The 23,432-nt window shown below is 68.4% G+C and carries 23 protein-coding genes; 5 read left to right on the forward strand and 18 right to left on the reverse strand.

From position 1 onward, the window contains the following. Positions 1 to 90 precede the first annotated feature (90 nt). The 3 genes from DL991_RS21610 to DL991_RS21620 form a co-directional block, all read right to left on the reverse strand. Complete coding sequence (locus DL991_RS21610; RefSeq protein ID WP_125786152.1) at positions 91 to 429, reverse strand: XRE family transcriptional regulator; 339 nt, start codon at positions 427 to 429, stop codon at positions 91 to 93. Position 430: 1 nt separating this feature from the next. Then, complete coding sequence (locus DL991_RS21615; protein ID WP_125786153.1) at positions 431 to 796, reverse strand: type II toxin-antitoxin system RelE/ParE family toxin; 366 nt, start codon at positions 794 to 796, stop codon at positions 431 to 433. A gap of 360 nt (positions 797 to 1,156) precedes the next feature. Continuing rightward, positions 1,157 to 3,715 (reverse strand): ATP-dependent Clp protease ATP-binding subunit, encoded by a 2,559-nt coding sequence (locus tag DL991_RS21620; RefSeq protein WP_125786154.1) that lies wholly within the window; start codon positions 3,713 to 3,715, stop codon positions 1,157 to 1,159. Positions 3,716 to 4,121: 406 nt separating this feature from the next. Here DL991_RS21620 and DL991_RS21625 point away from each other — a divergent pair, with 406 nt between their 5' ends. Next, entirely contained in the window at positions 4,122 to 4,880 is a 759-nt protein-coding gene (locus DL991_RS21625) for a (2Fe-2S)-binding protein (RefSeq protein WP_370307181.1), read from the forward strand. Here the strand turns inward: DL991_RS21625 and DL991_RS21630 are convergent. Next, complete coding sequence (locus tag DL991_RS21630) at positions 4,877 to 5,458, reverse strand: TIGR03086 family metal-binding protein (RefSeq protein WP_125786156.1); 582 nt, start codon at positions 5,456 to 5,458, stop codon at positions 4,877 to 4,879. The genes DL991_RS21625 and DL991_RS21630 overlap by 4 nt on opposite strands. Before the next feature lie 66 nt (positions 5,459 to 5,524). Here DL991_RS21630 and DL991_RS21635 point away from each other — a divergent pair, with 66 nt between their 5' ends. Continuing rightward, complete coding sequence (locus tag DL991_RS21635; protein WP_125786157.1) at positions 5,525 to 6,358, forward strand: helix-turn-helix domain-containing protein; 834 nt, start codon at positions 5,525 to 5,527, stop codon at positions 6,356 to 6,358. Positions 6,359 to 6,370: 12 nt separating this feature from the next. Here the strand turns inward: DL991_RS21635 and DL991_RS21640 are convergent, their stop codons facing one another. Beyond that, a complete protein-coding gene (locus DL991_RS21640) occupies positions 6,371 to 6,724 on the reverse strand; it encodes an Lsr2 family protein (protein WP_005165380.1) in 354 nt (117 codons plus the stop codon). A 151-nt stretch (positions 6,725 to 6,875) separates the two neighbouring features. Continuing rightward, on the reverse strand, positions 6,876 to 8,387 hold the full coding sequence (gene lysS, locus DL991_RS21645) for a lysine--tRNA ligase (protein WP_125786158.1): 1,512 nt from the start codon (positions 8,385 to 8,387) through the stop codon (positions 6,876 to 6,878). Between the two features lie 96 nt (positions 8,388 to 8,483). Here lysS and DL991_RS21650 point away from each other — a divergent pair, with 96 nt between their 5' ends. Further along, positions 8,484 to 9,257 (forward strand): class I SAM-dependent methyltransferase, encoded by a 774-nt coding sequence (locus tag DL991_RS21650; protein ID WP_125786159.1) that lies wholly within the window; start codon positions 8,484 to 8,486, stop codon positions 9,255 to 9,257. Continuing rightward, a complete protein-coding gene (locus DL991_RS21655; protein WP_125786160.1) occupies positions 9,254 to 10,015 on the forward strand; it encodes a class I SAM-dependent methyltransferase in 762 nt (253 codons plus the stop codon). Before DL991_RS21650 ends, DL991_RS21655 begins: the two co-directional genes overlap by 4 nt. Before the next feature lie 137 nt (positions 10,016 to 10,152). On the opposite strand, the gene DL991_RS21660 is transcribed toward DL991_RS21655, so the two are convergent. The 7 genes from DL991_RS21660 to DL991_RS21690 all read right to left on the reverse strand — a co-directional run bounded on the left by DL991_RS21660 (position 10,153) and on the right by DL991_RS21690 (position 17,300). Then, entirely contained in the window at positions 10,153 to 10,941 is a 789-nt protein-coding gene (locus tag DL991_RS21660) for a type III pantothenate kinase (protein ID WP_125786161.1), read from the reverse strand. A 4-nt stretch (positions 10,942 to 10,945) separates the two neighbouring features. Continuing rightward, a complete protein-coding gene (panD, locus tag DL991_RS21665) occupies positions 10,946 to 11,440 on the reverse strand; it encodes an aspartate 1-decarboxylase (RefSeq protein ID WP_125786162.1) in 495 nt (164 codons plus the stop codon). A gap of 12 nt (positions 11,441 to 11,452) precedes the next feature. Then, a complete protein-coding gene (gene panC, locus DL991_RS21670) occupies positions 11,453 to 12,361 on the reverse strand; it encodes a pantoate--beta-alanine ligase (protein WP_125786163.1) in 909 nt (302 codons plus the stop codon). Beyond that, entirely contained in the window at positions 12,358 to 13,272 is a 915-nt protein-coding gene (locus tag DL991_RS21675; protein WP_125786164.1) for a Rossmann-like and DUF2520 domain-containing protein, read from the reverse strand. The genes panC and DL991_RS21675 overlap by 4 nt, the downstream gene beginning before the upstream one ends. 147 nt (positions 13,273 to 13,419) lie before the next feature. Next, positions 13,420 to 14,589 (reverse strand): PrsW family intramembrane metalloprotease, encoded by a 1,170-nt coding sequence (locus DL991_RS21680; RefSeq protein ID WP_125786165.1) that lies wholly within the window; start codon positions 14,587 to 14,589, stop codon positions 13,420 to 13,422. A gap of 149 nt (positions 14,590 to 14,738) precedes the next feature. Continuing rightward, complete coding sequence (locus DL991_RS21685) at positions 14,739 to 16,769, reverse strand: DUF6779 domain-containing protein (RefSeq protein WP_125786166.1); 2,031 nt, start codon at positions 16,767 to 16,769, stop codon at positions 14,739 to 14,741. Between the two features lie 69 nt (positions 16,770 to 16,838). Then, complete coding sequence (locus DL991_RS21690) at positions 16,839 to 17,300, reverse strand: DUF3180 domain-containing protein (RefSeq protein WP_125786167.1); 462 nt, start codon at positions 17,298 to 17,300, stop codon at positions 16,839 to 16,841. A gap of 60 nt (positions 17,301 to 17,360) precedes the next feature. Between DL991_RS21690 and DL991_RS21695 the strand changes: the two genes are divergently transcribed. Further along, positions 17,361 to 18,302: a MerR family transcriptional regulator gene (locus DL991_RS21695; RefSeq protein WP_125786168.1), complete on the forward strand. Its 942-nt coding sequence runs from the start codon at positions 17,361 to 17,363 to the stop codon at positions 18,300 to 18,302. A gap of 261 nt (positions 18,303 to 18,563) precedes the next feature. Here the strand turns inward: DL991_RS21695 and folK are convergent, their stop codons facing one another. From folK to ftsH, 5 genes are read right to left on the reverse strand one after another with little or no spacing between them, the layout of a single operon-like run. Further along, positions 18,564 to 19,055, reverse strand: coding sequence for a 2-amino-4-hydroxy-6-hydroxymethyldihydropteridine diphosphokinase (gene folK / locus DL991_RS21700; protein WP_125786169.1), 492 nt, complete (start codon positions 19,053 to 19,055; stop codon positions 18,564 to 18,566). After that, positions 19,052 to 19,411 carry a dihydroneopterin aldolase gene (folB, locus tag DL991_RS21705; RefSeq protein ID WP_125694967.1) on the reverse strand — a complete coding sequence of 120 codons (360 nt, stop codon included), beginning with the start codon at positions 19,409 to 19,411 and terminating at the stop codon, positions 19,052 to 19,054. Before folB ends, folK begins: the two co-directional genes overlap by 4 nt. Then, complete coding sequence (gene folP / locus DL991_RS21710) at positions 19,404 to 20,246, reverse strand: dihydropteroate synthase (RefSeq protein ID WP_199754024.1); 843 nt, start codon at positions 20,244 to 20,246, stop codon at positions 19,404 to 19,406. Before folP ends, folB begins: the two co-directional genes overlap by 8 nt. Next, positions 20,243 to 20,857 (reverse strand): GTP cyclohydrolase I FolE, encoded by a 615-nt coding sequence (gene folE / locus DL991_RS21715; protein WP_125786170.1) that lies wholly within the window; start codon positions 20,855 to 20,857, stop codon positions 20,243 to 20,245. The genes folP and folE overlap by 4 nt, the downstream gene beginning before the upstream one ends. After that, on the reverse strand, positions 20,826 to 23,243 hold the full coding sequence (ftsH, locus tag DL991_RS21720; protein ID WP_125786171.1) for an ATP-dependent zinc metalloprotease FtsH: 2,418 nt from the start codon (positions 23,241 to 23,243) through the stop codon (positions 20,826 to 20,828). Before ftsH ends, folE begins: the two co-directional genes overlap by 32 nt. Positions 23,244 to 23,432 lie beyond the last annotated feature (189 nt).

Genomic DNA, 23,432 nt, shown 5'->3' on the forward strand with positions numbered 1-23,432 from the left:
TTCCCCATCCACGCACGCAGGCCCTCTGTGCGGAAAGGCGAACTCACGTGATTGGGCGCGTAACTCGCGTGATCGGGAGTCCGGAACGCGTCAGACTGCGGTCGAAATGGTGACGTCGTGATCGTCGAAATCGGCGACCACCCGCATCCGGCCGCCCAAGGCGACGATGTACCTGCGGAGCGTGTCCAGTTCCATCTGGCTCGGATCGCCCTGCTCGAGCTGGCTGATCCGCGGCTGGCTCACGCCCATCCGCTTGGCGACCTCGGCCTGACTCAGCCCCACGTCCTCGCGCAGTTCCGACAGTCGAAAGCCGAGAACGTACGCCTGAGTGGCTTCTCGCGCCTCGGCCCGCGCGGCTTCGACGTCGCGACCCGCCTCACGATCCGCGGCGAGCTTTTCGGCCTTGACCTCTTTCCAGGACCGACCCATTTCAGCATTCCTCCATCGCGTCCAGATGCCGCCGGTATCGCTCCTCCGCGATCGGGATGTTGACGTCGTACCACCGTTTCCAGTTTCCGGCCTTGTCACCGGCCACCAGAAGCACGGCCCTGCGCAACGGATCGAAGACGAACAGGATCCTGATCTCGGTGTGCCCAGCCGACGCCGGGCGCAGCTCTTTCAAGTTGTGCCTGCGCGAGCCACTGATCCGGTCGACCAGTGGCCGTCCGAGTCGCGGTCCTTCACGAGCCAGCATGTCGATCGCCTCTTCGACCCGGTCGGCCGTACGCGGTTCTTCCCGGCACAACGCCGCGAACCAGCGATCCACTTCGTCGTGAAGTTCGATCTCCCACCGCATCAGGCGACCATAATGTAGACCTTATATCGATCAGGGCGCGAAGGCCAGAGTTCCCACGGAGGTGCGCTTCCACCACTGAATGTTCCGCAGATGCAATGCCTCGCCACTCACGAGTCGTCCGTCTGATCACGCGAGTTCCGGGTCCAATCACGCGAGTTACGTCCCTGATCACGTGAGTTCCCCATCCACGCACGCAGGCCCTCTGCGCGGAAAGGCGAACTCACGTGATTGGACGCGTAACTCGCGTGATCAGACGGACGACTCGCGTGATTGAGCGGACGACACGCGTGATCGGGGCGCGAACGCGAAAGTGCCCGCCGCGGCAAACCCGCGACGGGCACTTCCGGAACCGACTGGGCTTTACTCGCCCTCGGCTTCACCGTTCTCTTCGGTCGAGCCGGCACCGATGGTCACCGGCGGGGCGTCCGGGACCGACGAGGGCCGGGCTTCGCCGCGGAAGACGAAGTGCGCCTTGTCGTCCTTCTCGCCCTCTTCGTCGTTCCAGCCTTCGACGTCGACCAGGATGATCTGACCGGCCTGGATCTCGCCGAACAGGATCTTCTCCGACAGCTGGTCCTCGATCTCGCGCTGGATCGTGCGGCGCAGCGGCCGCGCGCCCAGCACCGGGTCGAAGCCACGCTTGGCGAGCAGCGCCTTGGCCTTGGGCGTGAGCTCGAGCTCCATGTCCTTGGCCTTGAGCTGCTTCTCGACCCGGGCGGCCATCAGATCGACCATCTGGATGATCTGGTCCTTGGTCAGCTGGTGGAAGACGATGATGTCGTCGATCCGGTTCAGGAACTCAGGCCGGAAATGCTTCTTCATTTCCTCGTTGACCTTTTGCTTCATCTTCTCGTACCGGTTGGCGGTGTCGCCTCCCTGCGAGAACCCGAGCGAGACGGACTTGGAGATGTCCGAGGTACCCAGGTTCGAGGTGAAGATGAGCACGGTGTTCTTGAAGTCGACCGTACGACCCTGGCCGTCGGTGAGGCGGCCGTCTTCGAGGACCTGCAGGAGCGTGTTGTAGATCTCCTGGTGGGCCTTCTCGATCTCGTCGAACAGCACCACCGAGAACGGCTTGCGCCGCACCTTCTCGGTCAGCTGGCCGCCCTCTTCGTAGCCGACGTAGCCCGGAGGGGCACCGAAGAGCCGCGAAGCGGTGTAGCGGTCGTGGAACTCGCCCATGTCGATCTGGATGAGCGCGTCGTCCTCGCCGAACAGGAACGCCGCGAGCGCCTTGGACAGCTCGGTCTTACCGACACCGGACGGGCCGGCGAAGATGAACGAGCCGGAGGGGCGCTTCGGGTCCTTCAGGCCGGCGCGGGTGCGGCGGATCGCCTGGGAGACGGCCTTGACGGCGTCCTCCTGGCCGATGATCCGCTTGTGCAGCTCGTCCTCCATGCGGAGCAGACGCGTGGTCTCCTCCTCGGTGAGCTTGAACACCGGGATGCCGGTCCAGTTGGCGAGGACCTCGGCGATCTGCTCCTCGTCGACCTCGGCGACGACGTCGAGGTCGCCGTCCTTCCACTGCTTCTCCCGCTCACCCTTCTGGCCGAGGAGGGTCTTCTCCTCGTCACGGAGGCGGGCGGCGCGCTCGAAGTCCTGCGCGTCTATCGCGGACTCCTTGTCCCTGCGCACGTCGGCGATCTTCTCGTCGAACTCGCGCAGGTCCGGCGGCGCGGTCATGCGGCGGATGCGCATCCGGGCGCCGGCCTCGTCGATCAGGTCGATCGCCTTGTCCGGGAGGAAGCGGTCGTTGATGTAGCGGTCCGCGAGGGTGGCCGCCTGCACCAGCGCGCCGTCGGTGATGGAGACGCGGTGGTGCGCCTCGTACCGGTCGCGGAGACCCTTCAGGATCTCGATCGTGTGCTCGAGCGACGGCTCGCCGACCTGGATCGGCTGGAAGCGGCGCTCCAGCGCGGCGTCCTTCTCGATGTACTTGCGGTACTCCTCGAGGGTGGTCGCGCCGATCGTCTGCAGCTCACCACGGGCCAGCATCGGCTTCAGGATCGACGCGGCGTCGATCGCACCCTCGGCGGCACCCGCGCCGACGAGCGTGTGCAGCTCGTCGATGAACAGGATGATGTCGCCGCGGGTCTTGATCTCCTTGAGCACCTTCTTGAGGCGCTCTTCGAAGTCACCGCGGTACCGGGAACCGGCGACCAGGGAGCCGAGGTCGAGGGTGTAGAGCTGCTTGTCCTTCAGCGTCTCGGGCACCTCGCCCTTGACGATGTTCTGCGCGAGCCCCTCGACGACGGCGGTCTTGCCGACGCCGGGCTCACCGATCAGGACCGGGTTGTTCTTGGTGCGCCGCGACAGCACCTGCATGACCCGCTCGATCTCCTTGCCGCGGCCGATGACCGGGTCGAGCTTGCCTTCGCGGGCCTGCACGGTCAGGTTGCGGCCGAACTGGTCGAGCACCAGCGACGACGACGGGGTGCCTTCACCGCGTCCGGAGCCGGTCTCGGTCGACTCCTTGCCACCCTGGTAGCCCGACAGCAGCTGCAGGACCTGCTGACGCACCCGGTTGAGGTCCGCGCCGAGCTTGACGAGCACCTGTGCGGCGACGCCTTCGCCCTCGCGGATGAGACCGAGCAGGATGTGCTCGGTGCCGATGTAGTTGTGGCCGAGCTGCAGCGCTTCGCGCAGCGACAGCTCAAGCACCTTCTTGGCCCGCGGGGTGAAGGGGATGTGCCCGCTCGGGGCCTGCTGCCCCTGGCCGATGATCTCCTCGACCTGTTGGCGGACGCCCTCCAGCGCGATGCCCAGCGATTCCAGCGCCTTGGCGGCGACACCTTCACCCTCGTGGATCAGACCCAGGAGGATGTGCTCGGTGCCGATGTAGTTGTGGTTGAGCATCCTGGCTTCTTCTTGGGCCAGGACGACCACCCGCCTCGCGCGGTCGGTGAACCTCTCAAACATGTGCACTCCCTCGACTGCTGCGACGGCGGCCCGTTTCCATCGTGCTTTCACCGCGATGGATTCAGCACCGTGAGACCACTCTAGTAGCCACGTGGTCGCGCTGGCGTACCACTACGGCTGATTGCGGCCCGTTCGCGCCCGGCCCGTTCTCCGGCCGTGCGCTCTTTCATCTTCCGGTTGCCCTGCACCTTTACGTCAAGCACAACGTGCGGACACGCGTCCGGATTCCGCCGGACGGGCGTTGTCCGCTGAGCGCGAACACGGGTCCGCCCAGTGGATGGACACCCGTCCGGAGTAGTCACGGATCGTATGTAAGGTTAGGCGTACCTAATGACGGGAGGCCGGTGTGTCACGACACTACGCGCTCGCGTCCCCCGTGGACGGGCTCCGGGCCTCCCTCGCCAGGATGCCCTGGGACGCCCGGCTCCGCGGAGACGTGCCGGAGGGCGAGCCGGACTGGGTCCGCTGCGGCGACCTGCTCGGCGAACCGGCCCGTCTCGTGCGCTGGCGGGAGCGGCTCACCGGCTGGCTGGCCGAGACGTACTCGGAAGCCCCTGCGATCCCCGAGCGGACCCCGGCGAGCTGGATCCTGTCCTGGTATCTGCACGTCCCGGCCTTCGCCGGCGCGATGCTGCTGCACCACGAACGCCGCGTCCCGTCGCTGGCGCCGTCCGCGCTGGCGTTCCGGATCGGCGCCGACCGGCCCCACCCCGACTCCGTCGCCGTCCTCGGTGACGGTTTCCACTGCCTGCCGACGGACCCGGGCTCGGCGCACCCGGAGGCGGTCGTCGTCCCGGACGAGCGGGCGCTGGCGACCGTCCTGCGGGGCAGGTTCGTCGCGCACGCGAGCCGGTTCATCGACGTCTACGGGCCGCTGACGAGGCTCGGGCGGCGGCAGCTGTGGGCGGCAGCCACGGACGCGCTCGACAACGCGCTGTGGTCGGCGGGACGGCTGGGCGGGACCCCGGAGGCCGAGGGCGCCGGGGTCGCGGACGCCGCGCTGGTCCTCGAATCGCGGTTCCCGCCACTGACGTCGGCGTCGAAGCTGACGTCGGTGCCGGGAGCCGACGGCGGCCGCGAGTGGACGAGAAACCGCGAAAGCTGCTGTTTCTCCTATCTGCTGCCCGCGGAATCGGAATGCGGCGGCTGTCCGCGAATCCGTTAAGGGGTCCAGGCGGGATTCCGGCCCGTCGCACCCAACGCGCGCTCGAACGTCGTCGCGCCTTCCGCGACGGTCACTTCGTCGCCGTACACCTTCATCGCCCGCGCCTGATCACCGATCTCCAGCGCGATGGCGTACACGGCGTCGGCGACCTCGGGGAGAACGGTGAACTGCGCGCCGGTCGCCCTGGCGAGGTCCCAGCCGTGGAAGACGAACTCGTCCAGCACCATGTAGCCGGCCATCGACGCGGGCATCGGGTTGCCACCGAAGGTGGTCTGCCCCTGCCACGCCTCGGGCGTCCCGAAGACGTCCACGAGCCGCGCGGTCTGCTTCTCGATGTCACCGAGCCATCCGCCGCCGACGAGCCCTGCCTCCTCCTCGCCGGAGGACACCTCGGGCGGCGGTGTCTTGCGCCCGGCTGCTTCGAGCCAGGGTCCCCAGTAGAGAAGGTGGTTCAGCAGGGCGCGGACGTCGTATTCGGCACACGGGGTGCGGGCGGCGAGGTCGGACTCGCCGATCCCGCGCAGGATTCCGGCGAATTCCGCGGCGGCGGGGGCGATCAGGGCAGCGTGTTCGGACATGGGGGCATCAGTTCACGGAAACCGGCGCACCGTCTTGAAGAAACGCGACAGGGTTAGGTTGAGGGGGTGAGCGGGCACCGGATCCCGGCGGGGATCGTCAACGCGCGGCAGGCGAAGTTCAGCCTCGTGCGGCATCCACCCGCACCGAGCCTGCGCCCGTTCGTCGACCACCACTGGGTGCTGCGCTGGGATCTGAGCGGCCGTCCGCCCCACGAACAGGTGGTCCTGCCCAATCTCGCGGTGAACGTCACGTTCTTCCGCCACGCGGAAGGTGTCTTCGGACCGGGGAAACGACCTTTCCGCCACACCGTCGCCGACACCGGCCACGGTATCGGCGTGCGATTCCGGCCGGGGGCATTCCGGGCATTCCTCACCGGCCCGGTCACGATGATCTCCGGCGGTTCCGTTCCACTCACCGATCTCTTCCCCGGCGCCGGACCGGTGACGGAATCGGTACGGAATGCGACGAACGACTTCGAAATGGTCCGCCGGTGCGAGGAACTGCTCCTCGCGAAAGATCCCGTGCTCACCGCCGCGGCCAGGTCGGCCATCGAAGCCGTCGAAACAATCGCGGCCGATCCGGCCGTTACCAGAGTCGGCGAGCTGTCAAGCCGAACGGGCCTGTCTCAGCGAAGCCTGCAACGCCTGTTCGCCGAACATGTCGGCGCCACCCCCAAATGGGCGATTCAGGTGTACCGATTGAACGAGGCGGCGGCACGGATCGCCGCCGAGGATCGGCCGGACTACGCGGAACTGGCGTTCACGCTGGGCTATAGCGACCAAGCCCACTTCATCCGGGATTTCCGCTCCGTGACCGGATGGGCGCCCACCGAGTACGCCCGCTTGAACCGTGTACAAGAACAAGAAAGCCGCCGGGAACAGTTTCCCGGCGGCTTGTGAGTCCGAAAGACCTCAGTTCTTCTTGTGGTAGGCCTCCACGACCTCGGACGGGATACGTCCACGGTCGGAAACCTGGAAGCCGTTCTTGCGGGCCCAGGCGCGAATGGCCTGGTTCTGCTCACGGTCCACGGTCGCGGGGCGGGCGGCGGCCTTCACGCCGGCGACCGGACGAATGGCGGTGCGCTTACGGCCACCCGCGCGACGGGCGTGCTCCACATACTGGGCCAGCGCGTCACGAAGCTCTTCCGCGTTTTCCGCGGAAAGGTCGATCTGGTAGCTCACACCGTCCAAACCGAACTCGACGGTCTCTTCCGCCTCAGTGCCGTCGAGGTCGTCGACGAGAGAGACGAGCACCTTCTGTGCCATCTGTTTCCTCCTGCTGGGGGCTTACACGAATGATCTGGTACGGGGCATGCCCCGGACAGAAGACTTTGTCTAGCGACATTAATACCCGCTACCGAGACATAACGCAAATCTTGTTTACGAGAACGATCGAGGTATCTGTCACGCGGACGGGTTATTCGGGTCGGACGAGCGGGAAGAGGATGGTCTCCCTGATACCAAGGCCGGTCAGCGCCATCAGCAACCGGTCGATCCCCATTCCGACACCACCGCTCGGCGGCATTCCGTACTCCAGCGCACGGAGGAAATCCTCATCCAGGTTCATGGCCTCACTATCACCCTGCGCACCCAGCCGAGCCTGTTCCACCAGACGCTGACGCTCCACCACGGGATCGACGAGCTCGGAGTATCCGGTGGCCAGTTCGAATCCGCGCACGTACAGATCCCACTTCTCGGCCACCCCCGGCTTGCTGCGATGTTGCCTGGTCAGCGGGGATGTCTCGACCGGAAAATCACGGACAAAAGTGGGTTCGTGGAGATGATCTCCGACGAGATGTTCCCAAAGTTCTTCGACGAGTTTGCCGTGGCCTAACTTTGGGTCGAGCTCCAGCTCTCGCGCTTCGGCATAGGAACGCAGCTTGTCCGCCGATGTCTCGGGAGTGACCTCTTCCGACAACGCCCCGGACAGCGACTCGTACATTCCGAGCGTGGTCCACTCGCCGGACAGGTCGTACTCCGAACCGTCGGCGAGAGTAGCCACCTGAGTACCGAGAACGTTCTGCGCCGCCTCCTGGATGAGCTGGCGCGTCATCACCGCATTGGAGTCATAGGTCGCATACGCTTCGTAGTACTCGAGCATCGCGAACTCCGGCGAGTGGGACGAGTCGCTGCCCTCGTTCCGGAAGTTCCGGTTGATCTCGAAGACCTTCTCGATACCGCCGACCACGCAACGCTTGAGGTACAGCTCCGGTGCGATCCTCAAGTAGAGGTCGAGGTCGAAGGCATTCGAATGTGTGACGAATGGCCGCGCCGCCGCGCCGCCGTGCAGCGTTTGCAGCATCGGGGTCTCGACCTCGAGGAATCCCCGGCCGTGAAACGAGTCACGCAGGGAACGCAGCACACCGGCCCGGGTGCGGACCACGTCCCGCGCCTTGGGACGCACGATCAGATCGACATAACGCTGCCGGATCCGCGTTTCCTCGGCCAGCTCTTTGTACATCACGGGCAACGGGCGCAATGCTTTCGACGTGATCCGCCATGAGTCGGCCATCACGGAAAGCTCACCGCGCTTGGAGGTGATGACCTCGCCCTCGACGAATACGTGATCGCCGAGATCGACATCGGACTTCCACGCCGCGAGCGCGTCCGCGCCCACCTTCGCGAGGCTGATCATCGCCTGCAACTCGGTGCCGTCGCCTTCACGGAGACTCGCGAAACACAGTTTGCCGGTATTGCGCATGAACATGACCCGGCCGGTGACGCCGACGATCTCGCCGGTGGCGGTGTCGACCGGAAGACCGGAATGCTTCTCGCGCACTTCGGCCAGCGAGTGCGTCCGGGGCACCTCGACCGGATACGGATCGATACCCTCCGCGATTATCCGGTCGCGCTTGTCCCGGCGCACCCGCATCTGTTCCGGCAGGTCTTCGTCGGGGCTCACGCCCTCGGATGCGGGGATTTCAGTCATGGCGCACAGCGTACGAACCCGCCGCTTCCCTACGCCAACCGGATTACCTTTTCCGAGTCCGGACCGGCCGGTTTTCTCTCCATTAACCTGGTTCGCGTGAACTCATCCACTCCCGGCATCGAACCCGAACTGCACGCCCGCCGCGCCGCTTCGTTCGGCGCGAAGGCCGCCGCCTATGCCGCCCATCGGCCCGGCTATCCGGAAAAGGCACTGGCCTGGGGGCTGGCCGGCGCCCGGGGAACACCGGAACGGGTCCTCGACCTCGGCGCGGGCACCGGCAAGGTCAGCCAGGGCCTGCTCGCACTGGACGTCGCGGTCACCGCGGTCGAACCGGACGCGCAGATGCTCGAAGAGCTCGCCAAGGCGCTCCCGGCCGTGACCCCGCTCATCGGGACCGCGGAGCGGATCCCGCTGCCGGACGAGGCCGTGGACGCCGTGGTCGTCGGGCAGGCGTTCCACTGGTTCGAACTCGACCGGGCCTATCCGGAGATGGCCAGGGTGCTCAGGCCGGGCGGAGTCGTTGTGGCGCTGTGGAACCACGACGACGAGTCGACGGGCTGGCTGGCGGAGTTCAACACGCTGATCAAGAGCTCGATGAGCAGGCGCTGGTTGAGCGACTACGAATCGCTGCCGGAACACGAGGCCTTCGAGCCGTTCGAGAAGGAGACCTTCGGCCACAAACAACCCAGGACGGCGGAAAGCCTGGTGGAGACGATCGCCACCCATTCGCATCTGCTGGTGGCGCCGGAAGCGGAACGCGCCGCCAAACTGCGCGCGGCGCGGGAATTCCTCGACCGGAACCCGGAAACCGCCTCGGGGGAATTCGACCTTCCGCTCACCACCACGGTCTTCCGGGCGGGTGAACGATGACCGACTGGAAGGCCGCGTTCACCACGACGTTCGGCGCGCCCGCGTCCGCGGTCTCGGCGGGGATCTGGGCCGACGTCTACGGCGACGAGTACCCCGCCGAACTCGACACCTACAGCTTCGTGACCCGGACCGACCTGCGCGACATCGTGGCCGGGGCGCGACTGGAACCGGGCGGGCGGCTGGCCGACATCGGCTGCGGGCGCGGCGGGCCGGGCCTGTGGGTCGCCGCGCGCACCTACGCGACGCTCACCGGCGTCGACATCGCGGAGACGGCGCTGGCTTCGGCGCGGCGTCGCGCGGAGGCGATGGACGTCGAAGCGACCGACTTCCAGATCGGCAGTTTCTCGGACACGGGGCTGGAGGACGCGTCGTTCGACGCGGTGATGAGCGTCGACGCGCTGCTGTTCGCGCCCGACAAACGGCGCGCCTGCGAGGAGTTCGCGCGGATCCTCGCGCCCGGCGGGCGCCTGCTCGTCACGACCTGGGACTTCGACGGGCAGCCGGAGAACCGGCCACCGCAGGTGCCCGACCACCGGCCGTTACTGGAAGCGGCCGGGTTCGACGTCCATTCCTACGAGGAGACGGCGGACTGGCGGGCGCGGCAGCGGCGGACCGGGGAGCTCTCGCTGGAGCGCGTGGCCGAACTGGCGGCGGAATCCGGCGCGGATCCGGCGAAACTGCGGGCGAGCATCGAGCTCACGCTGCGGAACCAGGACCTGATGACGCGGCGGGTGCTGATCGTCGCCTCACGCCCGTGACCGAAGGCGTAACTCGCGTGATCAGAGGCGTAACTCACGTGATTGGAGGCGTAACTCACGTGATTGGAGGCGTAACTCACGTGATTGGAGGCGTAACTCGCGAGTTACGCGTCTGATCACGTGAGTTACGGGTTCGGTCACGGGCGGGCGGAGGCGTGGTTGCGCTCGTAGACGAGGCGCAGGCCAAGCAGGGTGAGATCCGGCGCGTGCTCGGTGATCGTTTCGGACTCCTCGAGCACCAAGGGCGCCAGGCCGCCGGTCGCGATCACCGCGACGGGATCGGTCCCGCCGGGCGAGAGCTCGCGTTTGATCCGCTTCACCAGGCCGTCGACCTGGCCGGCGAACCCGTAGAGGATGCCGGATTGCAGGCATTCCACGGTGTTCTTCCCGATCACCGACCGCGGCGGCACCAGTTCCACCTTGCGCAGCGCCGCGGCCCGTGCGGCCAGCGCGTCGACCGAGATCTCGATGCCGGGCGCGAACGCGCCGCCGAGGAACTCGCCCTTGGCGGAGATGGCGTCCACATTGGTCGAAGTCCCGAAATCCACCACCACGCAAGCGGTGGACGGGTGCAGATGGTGCGCGGCCAGGGTGTTCACCAGCCTGTCCGCCCCCACCTCCTTGGGATTGTCGACCAGGAGCGGCACGCCGGTGCGCACCCCCGGCTCGATGACGATCTTCGGCAACCGCCCGTAGTAGCGCGAAAGCATGACGCGCAGTTCCCGCAGCACGGCGGGAACCGTGGACAGCGCGCTGATCCCGGTGATCGCGTCCGCGTGCGAGCCGAGGAGGCCGCGCATGGTCAACGCCAGTTCGTCGGCGGTCATCCGCGCGTCGGTGCGCATCCGCCAGTCGCCGATCAGCTCTTGGCCGGAGTACAGGCCGAGCACGATGTTGGTGTTACCGACGTCGACCGTGAGCAGCAAGGGCTCAGCTTTCGGCGTGCAGAAGCGCGTCGAGACGGCGGGCGTCGGCGGTTTCGGCGACCGGGAAGGTCATCGTGTCGTCGTCGGCCAGCGTCACGGTGCCGCTCAACAGACCGGAACCCTCCGGCGCGTGACCGGGGTTGGCGCCCTTCTCGACGATCCGGTTGTCCGCGTCGACGAAGACGACCCGCGGCCGGAACGACGCCGCCTCGGCGTTCTCCATCTGCGCGTACGAAATCAGGATCACCAGATCCCCGGGGTGCACCAGATGCGCCGCGGCGCCGTTGATGCCGAGCACCCCGCTGCCGCGTTCGCCCGCGATCACGTAGGTCTCGAGCCGCGAGCCGTTGGTGACGTCCACAATGGACACCTGTTCGCCCGGCAGCAGATCCGCCGCGTCCATCAGGTCCTCGTCGACGGTCACCGAACCGACGTAGTGGAGATCGGCCTGGGTGACCGTCGCCCTATGGATCTTCGATTTCAGCATCGTGCGGTACATCGTGGACTCTCCTTATTCCCCTGCGTCCAGCGCGTTTTCCGGATGATCGACGGCTGCGCCGAGCATCACCGGGACGTTGTCGATCAGCCGGGTACTCCCCACCCTGGCCGCGATCAGCAACCGCGCTTCACCGTCCGCGGGCGCGGGCCCGAGGTCGGTTCCCCTCAACTCCAGATAGTCGACCTCGACCGCGGGACGCGCGGCGAGGGTCTGCCTGGCGGTCGCCAGCACGGCTTCCGCACCGTCGCGTCCGACGAAGGCACCCGCGGTGAGTGCCGCCGACAACACGATCGCGTCCTCGCGTTGTTCCGGAGTCAGGTAGACGTTGCGCGAGGACAACGCCAGCCCGTCGCGTTCCCGGACCGTCGGCACCCCGATGACACGGGTGTCGAAGTTCAGGTCACGCACCATCTTCTTGATCAGCACCAGCTGCTGGTAGTCCTTCTCCCCGAAGAAGGCGTAGTCCGGCCGCACGATGTTGAACAGTTTCGCCACCACGGTCAGCACGCCGGCGAAATGCCCCGGCCGCACCGCGCCTTCCAGCTCGTCGCCGAGCGCGCCGGGATGCACCGTGACGGTGGCCCCGTCGGGATACAGATCCGACGCCTTGGGCAGGAAGCCCAGCTCGACGCCGTCCTCCTTCAGCACCTCGAGGTCCTTGTCCAGCGGACGCGGGTACGCCTCGAAGTCCTCGCCCTCCCCGAACTGCAGGGGATTCACGAAGATCGACGTCGCGACGACCGTGTTCGGCAGCCGCTTCGCCCGGCGGATCAGCTCGCGGTGCCCCGCGTGCAGGGCGCCCATCGTGGGCACCAGCGCGACCTTGCGGCCGACGCCGTGCAGGGCACGCGTCACCTTGCTGACCTGCTCGGGCGGCTGGAAGGTGTGCAGCGTGCCTCGGGCGAATTTCGGTGTGGTCACTGGTTTTGCTGCCCTTCGGCGGGATCTGCGGGATCACTCAGGAGTTCGGTGAGCTCGGCGGCGGCCGAGGCATCCAGTAGCCCGGCGGCGTCGCCGCGCGCCAGCGTGCGCCTGGCCAGCGCGCGATAGCTCGGGGCGACGTCGGGGCCGCGTTCGGCCAGCACCGCGAGATGCTTACGCACGGTGCCGAGGTCACCACGGGCCACCGGCCCGGTCAGCGCCCGGTCCCCGTGTCGGAGAACATTATCCAACGCCGCCGACAACAACGGAGCCACCAGGCGTTCGGGCTGGGCGATTCCCGCCTCCCGCAACAATTCCGCGCAATCGGCGACCAGGGTCATCAGGTGGTTCGCACCGTGTGCCAACGCCGCGTGATAGAGCGCTCGCGCTTCGTCAGGGACCCGGACGGGCTCCGCGCCCATCTCCACGGTCAGCGCCTCACCGACGTTCCACGCCGCTTCGTCACCCTCTGTGGCTGTGACGCCGATGCTGCACGCGGCCAGCCTGTCGAGGTCTTCGGCGCGGCCGGTGAAGGTCATCACGGGGTGCAGGGCCAGCGGCAGCGCCCCGGCCTCGGCGGCGGGCGCGAGGACGTCGATGCCGTGCGACCCGGAGGTGTGCACGACGATCTGGCCGGGCCGCAGGGAGCCGGTGGCGACGAGGCCGCGCACCATCCCCGCGAGCGCGTCGTCCGGCAGGGCCAGCAGGACGAGGTCGGCGCGGCGGGCCACCTCGTCGGGAGGCAGGAGGGGTACGTCGGGGAGCAGTTGCTCCGCCCGGCGAACCGAAGCGTTGGAAAGGCCCGAAGCGGCGACGACGGTGTGCCCGGCCCTGGAGAGCGCGGCACCGACGACACTGCCGACCCGGCCCGCGGAAACGACGCCGACGGCCAGGCGAGCGGGCCTCATCATGGCGTGCGCCAGTGGACGCTCATGGTCGAAAACTCCTCAACTCGTTCCAGTCCCGCTCGGTGGGCGCGGGTACCAGACGACGGCGCGAGGGTAACCCTCCGGCCCGTGTCTGAAACGGCCCTCGTGACCAGCTTCACCTGACCGTGGTCACCCGCGTGGCGCGCCGTCGGCCAGCCGCACGGCCTCGGCGCGCGACGTCTTGAGCACCTGGAGCAGCTCGCGCTGCCGCTGTTTGGCCTCGTCGGTGAGCTTCCGTCCACGCCGCAGGAACGCAAGCTCGGTCACGCTGGCCTGGTAGCGGCCGACGGCCTTCGCCGCCTCCCGCCCCGACTGCTTCCGCGCCTGTTTCCGCCACGACCGCCGTCCGGACAGACTGGCCAGCAGCGGCACCTCGGACGGCGCGATCCAGCGCGCGTCGACCATCAGCGGCAACGCGGCCGCGACGATCCGCTGCTCGCGCCGCCGCTGCATGACCACCACCGAGAAGACCCCGATGAACAGCGGCACCATGATCAGGAAGTAGACGTTCAGGAAGGTCTTGGCGCCGCCGAGCAGCGCGGCGCCGTTCCACAGCGCGTGCAGCAGCACCGCGACGACGTAGCCGCCGATCGGCGCCAGGATCCGCAGCGAGCGCACCTTGCTGCTCGCGGCGACGCCGAGCCCGATCCCGGTCATGACGGCGAACAGCGGATGGGTGAACGGCGAAAGCACGCCGCGGAGGAAGAACGCCGCGAGCACGCCGGCGCTCGTGCCGTCACCGAAGCCGTGTTCGGCGAAGGCGCGGCCGAAGTAATAGATGTTCTCGGTGAAGGCGAACCCGGCCGCGGTGAAGCCGGCGTAGACGATGCCGTCCACGACACCGTCGAACTCGATCGGCCGGCGCCACCACAGGAGCAGGATGAAGGCGGCCTTCGCGGCTTCCTCGACCAACGGCGCGGAGACCAGTCCGCTGATCTTGCTTCCGACGCCGGTGCCGAGCAGCAGGTCACCGACGGCCTCGGCACCGCTGTTGAGCAGCAGCGCGATGATCGTCGCGACACAAGCGCCCCAGACGAAGGACAGCAGCAGGAGCTTCGGTGGCTCCGGTTCCCAGCGGTCGACCCACAGGAAGGCCGTGACCACCACGGCGACCGGGACCAGCGCCGCGAGCACACCGATCGTCACCGCGGGCAACCCGACCTTCTCGGTCACCGTGCCGAACACGAACAACCCGCACAGCGCGACGGCGATCAGCCCGAGCACCGGCAGCAGCACGGTGATCGACCGAGACCGGCGTGGCCGGTCGGGACCGGGCGCCGGGGAGGAAGGCTCGCTCACAGCGGGTCACCCTACCGTCGGTACGGGATACGAGCGGTACGTGGAGCTGAAGTACGCGGTGGTACCGGGCCGCAAGTGAACCCGCCCGGGTCGACCAGCGAGCGCCCTGCCGACGTCGATCGCGGTCGCGGGTTCACCTTCGAAAATGCTCAGTCCTCGGCACGCCGCCTGCGCCGCGGGGTGGACTCGTTCGCGCCGTTCGCCGCGAGCAGGTCCATCACCGACCGGCCGGAGGCGTGGGAACCCGCGGCGGGCGTCTCCGGACGGCTGTGTGACGACCCGTTGCGCGACGGCGCCTCGTCGTCCGGCTTCGCCCGCCTGCCGCCGTGACGACCGCCGGAGGACTCGGAGCTCTGCCAAGCCGGGGGCTCGCCGTCCGGGCGGCGGCGACGGCCGCCGCCGGTGGGCTCCGGCACGTTCGGGGCCGGGGTGAGCGAGACCGAGGAGTCCTCCGCCGCCCGGCGACGGCGTCCGCCGCCGTTCTGCGTCAGGCGGACCTCTTCGGGCAGCGTCGGGTTGACCGCGGGCGGCTCCTCGGTGCCGCCGCCGTGCCGCGACGGCGCCTCGGCGGCCGGACGGCGCACCGGTTCGGGCTCCGGCTGCCGCACGGGCTCTGCCCGGCGAGGCGGCTCGGACACGACCGGGATCGGCATGGGGATCGACAGCGGGGTCGGCGGCTCCGGATCACGACGCGGCTCGGGGCGCGGTTCCGGCCGCGGCTGGGACGCCGACGGCTGGGGCTGCTGCTGCGGTTTCGGTGGCGGCGTGGGACGCAGCCGGTCCTGGAAGTCGTCCTTCCTGGGGAACGCCGCGCTCAGGTCGGACACCGGGCGCTCCTGCGTCCACGACGGCTTCCACTCGCCGGTGGCCTCCATCGGCTCCGGTGCGGCGGGTTTGTTCGCGGGCGGCGGCGTGCCACCGGCCGGGTGGGACCGTTCGACCGGCTTCATCCCGGGACGGGTCAGGCCGAGCTCGCGGTTCGGCCGCGGACGGTCCGGCTCGACCCGCTTGACCGGCTTCGCCTGCGCGGCGGGCTTCACCGGCGGCGTCTCCTTGCGGGTCTGCTCCTCCGGGCGCGGCGCGGGCGGCCGCTGCACGGTGCCGGCGTCGAGCCGCTGCTGCAACGAAGGCTGCTGCGGACGGCGAGGCGGTTCGTTGCGCTGGGACTCGGGGCGCTGGGGTTCCGGGCGCTGGGGCTGCCGGGCGACGGTGGGCATCGACGGCTGCGAGACCTCGGCGCGGGAGACGCCTGGCATGGACGGGCGCGACACCTCGGCGGGCGTCACCGGCGGCGGGGTCTTGCGCTGGGGTTCTGGACGCTGGGGCTGCGAAACCTCGGCGGGCGACATACCGGGGTTGGACATTTCGATCCGCTCGCGGCGGGCGGCTTCGGCGGCGAGCGCCTCGGCCGCCTTCGAAGCGCGGGCGTCCGCCTTGCGCATGCTGCGGCGAGTGGATTCGTCGACCGGCTTCGGCCGCTGGACCTGGTTGCTCTGGCCGTAGCCATTGGTGCCGTTGACCTGGCCGTTCGACGGCTTGCGACGAGCGGCCGGCGGCGTCCCCGCCCGCGCGGACGCGGGTTCGAGGACGCGGTCGATCATCTCGGTCGGGCGGTCGCGCTCACGCTCGTCGACGTCGATGGTGGTGCTCTTGGCGGGCATCAGCTGGGGTTTGCCGTTGCCATTCTCGGATCCGGCGCTCATCAGCTGCTTGTTGTCGAGGGACCGCATCCGGGTGGCCTGCGCGGTGAGCGCGACACGTTCGAGGAGAACCTCGCCGCCGCCGAAGAGCGACTGGAGGCTTTCACGCAGGGCGCTCACCTCGGCTCTGAGCGCTTCGAGCTCGTCATGGGAGCGGTTCTCGGCGACCTGCCGGCTCTCCGCTTCGATCTCCAGCTCGAACTCGCGGCGTGCGGCGATCTCGCGTTCCAGCTCAAGCTCGTAGACGGCCTGCGCCTCGGCGACGGCGTCCTCGCTCTGTGACACGTGCTTGCGGTAGCGGACCGCCAGGAACGCACCGATCAGGGCGGCCCACAGCGCCGCGACGATGCCCAGCCGCAAGTAGCGGAGGTCGTCGGAAAGCACCAATGCGAGAGTCGCGCCGACGGCGAGAACCAAGCCGACGACAAGCCACGGCCTACCCGCAAGGCGGCCGCGCGAGTCGTCACCCACCCCGGTCATGCCCAACACCGTACCTTCTAGTAATCCGAACGAGACCTAGTCGGTACTTCGAGCGGTGGCTCTCGAGCGTTAACCGGTCGGCTCGGGACCGGGGTCCCGATCACCGCCCTCGGGGGTCCGGCAGCAGTGTTCGAGCCACAAAGCCGCAGCTACCAGGGCCACCGAGCTGACGATCCCGACCGTCGCCGAACGGAGGTCACCGCCCGCCGCGAGGAGTTCGTCACGTCGCGGAAAAAGATACGCGAAAGCCGCCAGCCAGACCCCCGTCATGGCGGATCCGGCGAGCGACGAGGCCTTGGCGAGGGCCACCGATCGAGCGACGGAGATCGCGGCGAGCACGCGGCCCTCCTTGATCCGCGAACGGATGATGAAGGCGAGCACGACCTCGCAGAGCGCGAGGACGAGCAACGTGATTCCGGCGAAGAGCGGAAGCGCGGGGATCGATCCGTAGGCGACCTGGAAGACCAGATAGGCCAGGACCAGACCCAGGAGGCCGGCCACCGCCAGCTCGCGTGGCCGCGTGAAGTGCATGGAACAACGCTACCTGGCAGGCTTGACTCTCCACCAACTGGAGAGTCGACGATGAAGCATATGGGCACCGCAGCGGTTTTCACCATCGGGGAGCTGGCCAAACGGACCGGCCTGCCGGTGAAGACCATCCGCTTCTACTCCGACGAAGGACTACTGCCACCGACCGACCGCACCGACGCCGGCTACCGCCTCTACGACGCCACCGCGATGGCGCGCCTGGAGCTGGTCCGGACGCTGCGGGAACTCGGACTGGGCCTCGCGGACGTGGAGCGGGCGCTGACCAGGGAAGCGACCATCGGGGACCTCGCGGTCCAGCACGTCGCCGCCCTGGACGAGCAGATCCGGCGGCTCGAACTGCGCCGCGCGGTCCTGCGAGCGGTGGCCAAACGGGATTCACCACTGGAGGAGGTCGAACTGATGAACAAACTCGCGTCGATGTCGGACGAGGACCGCAAACGTTTGCTCGACGGGTTCTGGGCGGACATGGTCGAAGGACTCGAACTGGACCCGCAGTTCTACGAGCGGATGCGCTCGGCGAAACCGGAACTGCCCGACGACCCGACGCCCGAGCAGCTGGAGGCCTGGATCGAGTTCGCCGAACTCGTCCAGGACGAGGAGTTCCGCGCGTCGATCCGCCGGATGAGCGAGTGGCACTCGCAGCTCCGGAAGCAGGACGGAGCGGACTTCGGCGCGAAGCAGCAGGAGCTGTGGATAGCGTGGAGCGCGAAGGCGACCGAAGCGCTCGAAGCCGACCTCGCGCCGGACTCAGCCGAGGGCCGCGAGCTGGCGGAAACGATCTTCACCCAGTCTTCGCGGAACGGCCGTGACCCGGCCGACCCCGCCTGGCGGAAGCGGCTGACCGACGGGATGGCGATCAGCATGGACCCGCGCGCCGAGCGGTACTGGCACCTGCTGGGGAAGATGAACGGCTGGCCGTCGTTCCCCTCGCAGATGCGGGAGGCCGAGTGGATCATCGCCGCCCTGCGCTCCGCGCTGGGATAGCCCGCATTTCGTCACCTACTTGCGGTGGTTGGCATCGCGAACTTCCGCAAGTAGGTGACGAATTGCGGAGGCGGGCGGCGACCGTGTGGATTTCTGGTCATCCAACGCCCCAAAATCCACACAGTCCCCGCACTAGCGGCCCGGTCACGACCGGGAGGTGACCGAACGTGAGGGCCGCTGGAGGCGCGTTTCGTCATCTACTTGCGGTGGTTGGCATCGCGAACTTCCGCGAGTAGGTGACGAAACGCGGAGAGGGATCGGTCAGGCGAGGGTGAGCGACGTCAGCCGCACGGAGTCGCGGTCCGAAGCGGGGCGGGCGGCGAGGAGGTCGGCGACCGGACCGTGGCCGGGGAGCACCGCGCCGGGCTCGATCTCCAGCCAGGGGATCAGCACGCTCGCGCGCTCCGGCGTGCCGGGATGTGGAAGCAGCAACTGGGGGTCGTCGGAGCGCACCCCGTCCACGGTCACTATGTCGACATCCAGCGTGCGCGGCCCCCAGCGGAGTTCGCGCACGCGCTCCGCCGCCTGCTCGGCGGCCTGCCCGGTGCTCAGCCAGTCCCAATGGTCACGCGCCGGGTCGTCGACCAGGACGACGGCGTTGAGGAAGTCCGGCTGGTCCTCGACGCCCCACGCTTTCGTCTCGTAAACACTCGAAACGGCGACGACCGCGGGCCGCACGGCGTCGACGGCGGACTGAAGGAACGCGAGCCGGTCCCCCAAGTTGGAACCGAGCGAAAGCAGCGCGCGGCTCATCGTTCGCGTCGCACCGTGACGGCGACGTCGTCGAAGTTCAGGGGGATCGGCGCGGACGGTTTGTGCACCGTCACTTCGACGGCGCTCAGCCGCTCGTCGCGCAGCACCTCGTCGGCGATCTTCCCGGCGACACTCTCGATGAGGTCGTACGGCTCGCCCGCGACGATCCCGGCGGCGAGCTCCGCGAGTTCGCCGTAGTGCAGCGTCTTGGTCAGGTCGTCGGAGGCGGCGGCCGGGCCGAGGTCCAGCCACACCACGATGTCGACGACGAACTCCTGCCCGTCCCGCTTCTCGTGGTCGAAGACCCCGTGCCTGCCGAAGACCCTCAATCCGGTCAACGTGATCCGGTCAGACAACGGGATTCCCCTTCCGCCAAGCCGCCGCGACGGTCACGGCGTCGATGCTCGCGCCGACCTCGTGCACCCGCACTCCCCAGGCACCGGCCGCCGCGGCGAGCGCGGACACGGCCGCGGTCGCGTTCTCGCGGCCGTCCGGCGGGGCCGGCTTTCCGTCCTTTCCGGACAAAAGACGCCCGAGGAACCGTTTGCGCGAGGCGCCGACGAGAACCGGGAAACCCAGTGACAGAACGGAATCCAGCCTGTTCAGCAGCGCCCAGTCGTGTTCGGCGTTCTTCGCGAACCCGAGCCCGGGGTCGAGCACGATCGCACTCTGGTCGACGCCCGCGGCGACCGCTTCGTCCACTCGGGACAGCAGTTCGGCGCGCACGTCCGCGACGACGTCCTCATAGGACGCCAGCGCGTTCATGTCCTTGCTGTGCCCGCGCCAGTGCATCAGTACGTACGGGACACCGGTCTCGGCGGCGACCTTCGCCATGTTCGGATCGGCCAGCCCGCCGGAGACGTCGTTGATGACGGACGCGCCCGCCTCGACCGCGGCGAGGGCGACCTCGGCCCGCGTGGTGTCCACGGACATCGCGACACCATCGGCGGCGAGTGAACGGATCACCGGCATGATCCGGGAAATCTCGGTCTCGGCGTCCACTCGGGACGCTCCCGGCCGCGTCGACTCCCCGCCGACGTCGATCAGATCCGCCCCGCGCGCCCACATCTCGTGCGCGTGCTCCAGCGCCTGCTCGACGCCCAGGTAGCGGCCACCGTCCGAAAAGGAGTCGGGGGTGACGTTCAGAATGCCCATCACCGCGCACCGGCCGGGCCGGGGCAGGGCGGTCATCGACGGCCCTTGATCAGATCCAGCGCCTCCGCCCGCGAGGACGCCGAAGTCTGCAGCAGCCCGCGCACGGCGGACGTCGTCGTCCTGGCGCCGGGTTTGCGGATACCGCGCATGGCCATGCAGAGATGTTCGGCCTCGACCACGACGATCGCACCGCGGGGCTCGAGTTTGCGCATGAGCGCGTCGGCGACCTGGGAGGTGAGCCGCTCCTGGACCTGGGGGCGCTTGGCGTAGAGATCGACGAGGCGGGCCAGTTTGGACAGGCCGGTGACCTTGCCGTGGCCGTTCGGGATGTAGCCGACGTGGGCGACACCGTGGAAGGGCACGAGGTGATGTTCACATACCGAAAACATCGGGATGTCCGTCACGAGCACGAGTTCTTCGTGTGCCTCGTCGAACGTGCGGTCCAGGACGTGGTCCGGCTCGGTGTAGAGCCCGGCGAACATTTCCCGGTAAGCGCGAGCGACCCGGGCCGGGGTCTCAAGGAGACCGTCCCGGTCCGGGTCCTCACCACAGGCGAGCAGGAGTTCGCGTACGGCTTTCTCGGCCCGGTCCTGGTCGAAGACCGGGCTTGCGCCGTTACCGCTTGGTGTCGTCCTGTCCGTCGTCACGCCGTTGCTGTCCTTCGTCCTGCTGACCGCCGGGCTGGTCAGCGAACCAGCCGTCGCGCGGGCGGTCTTCGGCGGGACGCCAGGGCTGGTTCGGCTGGCCGCCCGGCTGCGTGGCCGGGGTCCATCCAGGAGGAGCCCCGTAGTTCGGCGGGCCGCCAACGGGCCCACCCTGGTAACCGCCTGCCGGACCACCCGGCTGCTGCCCACCATATGCCTGGGGCCAGTGGCCGGTTCCGTTCGGCCCACCGTTGAGGCGACCACCGTTGGGGTAGGCGCCCGGCGGCGGCGGAGCGTACGGGTTCGCGTTCGGGTCCGGCGGCGGAGCCGGCTGCGCGTACGGCGGGCCACCGGGAAGGTCGCCGCCGCCCTGCGCGGTGCCGACCGGGGTCGGCGCCGGCTGCAGCGCCGGCTGCTCCTTCTTCTCCTCCGGCGGGGGCCACGGCTCGCCGCGCTCCATCGCCAGCTCGCCGGGGGTCTTGATCGGCGGCTTGTCGGACGGCTTGCGATCGCCGAACTCGTTGAAGATGGTGATGTGCGGGCGCTTCTCGACGGTCGCGAAGATCCGCTCGAGGTCCTTGCGGGTCAGCGTCTCCTTTTCGAGGAGCTCGATGACCAGCTCGTCCAGCACGTCGCGGTAGGTGCTCAGCACGTGCCACGCCTCGGTGTGCGCGGTCTCGATGAGCTTGCGCACCTCCTCGTCGATCTCGTGCGCGACCTCGAGCGAGTAGTCGGCCTGGCGGCCCGCCGAGCGGCCGAGGAACGGGTCGCCCTGCTCCTGGCCGTACTTGACCGCGCCGAGCCGGGCGCTCATGCCGTATTCGGTGACCATGGCGCGGGCGATCTTGGTCGCCTGCTCGATGTCGGAGGAGGCACCGGTGGTGGGCTCGTGGAAGACGAGCTCCTCCGCCGTCCGGCCGCCCATCGCGAAGACCAGGCGCCCGATCATCTCCGAACGGGTCATCAACTCCTTGTCGTCCTCCGGGACGAGCAGGGCGTGACCGCCGGTGCGCCCGCGCGGCAGGATCGTCAGCTTGTAGACCGGTTCGATGTCCGGCATCGCCCACGCGGCGAGCGCGTGCCCGCCCTCGTGATAGGCCGTGATCTTCTTCTCCTTCTCGGAGATGATCCGGCTCTTGCGGGCGGGGCCGCCGACGACGCGGTCGACCGACTCCTCCAACGCGGCGTCGGTGATCACGTGCCCGTTCTCGCGGGCGGTGAGCAGCGCGGCCTCGTTGAGCACGTTCGCGAGGTCGGCGCCGGACATGCCGACGGTCCGCTTCGCGAGACCGCTCAGGTCGGTGCCCTGCGCGATCGGCTTGCCCTTGGCGTGCACCTCGAGGATCGCCTTGCGGCCGCGCATGTCCGGCGCGGACACCGGGATCTGGCGGTCGAAGCGGCCGGGACGCAGGAGCGCCGGGTCGAGGATGTCGGGACGGTTGGTCGCGGCGATCAGGATGATGCCGCCGCGCGCGTCGAAGCCGTCCATCTCGACGAGGAGCTGGTTCAGCGTCTGCTCACGTTCGTCGTGGCCGCCGCCGAGGCCGGCACCGCGCTGGCGGCCGACCGCGTCGATCTCGTCGACGAAGATGATGCAGGGCGCGTTCTGCTTGGCCTGCTCGAACAGGTCGCGGACGCGGGACGCGCCGACACCGACGAACATCTCGACGAAGTCGGAACCGGAGATCGTGTAGAACGGCACGCCCGCCTCACCGGCGACGGCTCGCGCGAGCAGCGTCTTACCGGTACCGGGCGGCCCGTAGAGCAGCACGCCCTTGGGGATCTTCGCGCCGAGCGCCTGGTAGCGCGCCGGGTTCTGCAGGAAGTCCTTGATCTCGTACAGCTCTTCGACGGCCTCGTCGGCGCCCGCGACGTCCCCGAAGGTCGTCTTGGGCATGTCCTTGTTGAGCTGCTTGGCCTTCGACTTGCCGAAGTTGAGGACGCGGTTCCCGCCGCCCTGCGCGTTGTTCATCATCCACATCAGCAGGCCGAGCACCAGCGCCAGCGGGATGGCGAAGATCAGGATCTGGGTGAGGACGTTCTGCTGGGTGACCTTGGTGGTGAACTTGACCGGGTTGTCACCGCTCTTCAGGCCGATGAGCTGGCCGTAGATGGTGCCCGCGACGTTCGCCGGGTACTGCGCGATGATCTGGTCGACCTGCTGGCCGTCGACCTCGATCTTCTTGTTCAGCAGCAGCTTGATCTGCTGCTCCTTGTCCTCTTGCGAGGCTTCCTTGACGTTGTTCGTGGTGATCTGCTGGTTCGCGATCGAGATCGGCACCTGGGTATAGCCACGATCACTGTCGAAGATCGTGTTGTATGCGAGAAACGCCAGTACCGCCGCGAGAATCCAGAGCACTGGGTTCTTGAGCACGCTCTTCCGGTTCATACGACTCGGCCCTGGTGGCCTCGACCCTTCCTGGTTGGGCGGCTCCTGTGATACCCGCCATCACGATCTTGACGACCCATGGTGCTCCGACACCCGCCCCTCAGGATACCGCCCGCCTGGACGGACGAGGGTGGTGAGCCTCTCGGACGTAAACGGCGGACGCCGCGCGAGGGTTCCCGGAGCGTGACC

It is taken from the genome of Amycolatopsis sp. WAC 01375, from assembly GCF_003947325.1.
In the GTDB taxonomy this organism is placed as follows: Bacteria; Actinomycetota; Actinomycetes; order Mycobacteriales; family Pseudonocardiaceae; genus Amycolatopsis.